The following is a 2,553-nucleotide window of genomic DNA, read 5'->3' on the forward strand; positions in this document are numbered from 1 at the left end:
TCATCGACATGCAGGGGCGCCGGACCCGCTTCCCGGTGCTGACGGTGGGCGAACGGTTCTTCTCCAAGTACGAACACACCACCCTGCAGCGTAACCAGCGCAACCAGTACGAATTGATCGGCCCGGATGGCCTGCGCCTGATCTTCGGCCTGGGGCCGCTCGACCAGGCCCGTCTGCGCGAAGTCGAGGAGCAGGAGGCGCAGCGAGAGTTGCGCGAAACCGAGGCCTGGCAACAACTCCTGGCCAGCCGAGCTGCGCGAGGTGAAGAGCCGCTGCCCGAACGCACACCGGATGCACGTGGCAACCTGCCGCCGCAGGCCCAGACCCTCTACCTGCTGGGGATGATCGACCCCAACCACAATCATCTGCGCCTGCATTACAGCGACGATGGGCTGCCGCGACACCTCGACACCAGCAGCGGTCGGCGCATGGGCTTCATCTTTGACCGTACCCGCGCTGAACCGCGCCTGACCCATGTGGTGGAGCTGCTTGGCGGGGCCGACGAAAGAGGCCACTACCCGCGCGAACAGCAGCAGTGGCTGGTCGAGTACCGCTACAGCAGCGAAGGCGACCTGATCGAGGTCCGCGATGGCGACGGCCAGCTCGGCCGCACCTTCGCCTGGCGCAACCACATGATGGTCGAGCACACCGAGCCGGGCGGGCTGATCGCGCGCTACCAGTGGAACCAGCTCGATCCCAAGGGGCGTGTGTTGCGCAGCTCCACGGCGCTGGGGCAGTTCTGGGTCTTCGACTACGACGAGGTTGCCGGCTGCACCCACGTCACCGACGCCAGTGGGCGAGAAGAGCGTTTCTTGTACGACAAGGACAAGAACCTGATCGGTCTGGTCGACGCGTCGGGTGGCGAGACCCGGTACGAGCGGGACGTCTATGGCAACCTGATCACTCTTACCGACCCGGCCGGACGGGTCACCCGCCATCAGCACGACGCTCGCGGCAACCTGCTCAGTGTCACTCAACCTGACGGTGCACGTTACCAGCTGCGCTGGCACGAGTGCTGGCGCAAGCCGGTGGCCGTCACCGATCCCTTGGGACGCACCACCCATTACCGCTACGACGAACGCGGCAACCTGATCGCCGTTACCGAGCCCAACGGCGCGGTTACCGAGTACCGGCTGGACGGGCGTGGCCTGCCCACGACCATCATCGATGCGCGCGGTGGTCACAAGCGTCTGGAGCACGATGTCCAGGGTCACCTGCTGGCCTACACCGACTGCTCCGGCAATCGCACCCAGTACAGCTACGACGCCCAAGGCCGCCTGGCCAGCGTGACTGACGCCTTGGGCCACAACACCCAGTACGGCTATGCGCGCATCAACCGCCGCGACCGGCTGAACAGCATCCGCCACGCCGATGGTGCCATCGAGCGCTTCGCCTACGACCCACTGGGTCGCCTCATCGCCCACCACGACCCGCTGGGTCGGGTGACGCGCTATCAGCTGGATACCGAAGGCCGGCCGCTGCAGCGCATCGATCCCCTCGGTCACAGCCTGCGCTACGAATACGACGTGCATGGCCGTCTGGCCCGTCTGCACAACGAGAACAACGCCATCTACCGCTTCGCCTGGGATGCGCTGGATCGGCTGGTGGCCGAACAGGGCTTCGACGGGCGCCGCATCGACTATCGCTACGGTGCCACCGGGCAACTGCTGGAAAGTGTTGATGGCGTGCCGGCGGGCAGTGCTCATCTCGGTAGCGGCACAGGGGCGCTGCTACGCACCCGCTACCAGCGCGACGCCATGGGCCGCCTGCTGGACAAGTTCAGCTACAAGCCGGGGACCGATGGCAGCCCCCAGTTTGCCCACAGCCGCTACCACTACGATGCCGCCGGTCAACTGGTCTGTGCCCGCAATCGCCAGGCCCGGGTGGAGCTGTTCTACAACCAAGCCGGCCAGCTGGCCCGCGAGGTGCTCTACAGCCGGGGCGGACAACGCAGCGAGCTGAGCCACGCCTACGACCTGCTGGGCAACCGGGAAACCACCACGTTGCCCGATGGCCGTCAGCTCAACACCCTGACCTACGGCAGCGGTCACGTCCACCAGATCAACCTCGACTTCGAAATGATCTGCGATTTCGAGCGCGACGCCCTGCACCGCGAAACGGGCCGTACCCAAGGTGCCTTGTATACGCACTTCGAGCTCGATCCGCTGGGCCGCCTGCTGCGCAGCCAGGCCAGCCTACAGCGGCAGGCCGCCAATCCCCAGGTTGGTCCAGGGCTCGATACAAGCGAGCCGAGTCAGGGCCAGCGCATCGCCCGCCGCTTCCAGTACGACTTGGCCGGGCAGCTGCTGGGCATCGACGATCGCCGCAACGGCACGACCCGCTACGGCTACGACGCCCTGGGACGCCTGCTCAGCGCCCAGGCCCCCCAGGCCAGCGAAGTGTTCGCCTTCGACCCGGCCCACAACCTGATGCAACCCGAGGAAGCCCAGCGGCAAGAGGTACGGCTCAAGCAGACTACCTGGAGCGAGGATGAGTGGTCCGCCTACGTGCAGGCCAACCTGGACAACCCCGACTTCAACCCGCTGCTCACAC

General features: G+C 66.3%; 1 pseudogene. It reads left to right on the forward strand.

The features are described from left to right. Nucleotides 1-2,553: pseudogene (locus IB234_RS23750) on the forward strand (RHS repeat protein); the annotation flags it as partial.

Source organism: Pseudomonas sp. PDM16, assembly GCF_014851865.1.
Lineage (GTDB): Bacteria > Pseudomonadota > Gammaproteobacteria > Pseudomonadales > Pseudomonadaceae > Aquipseudomonas.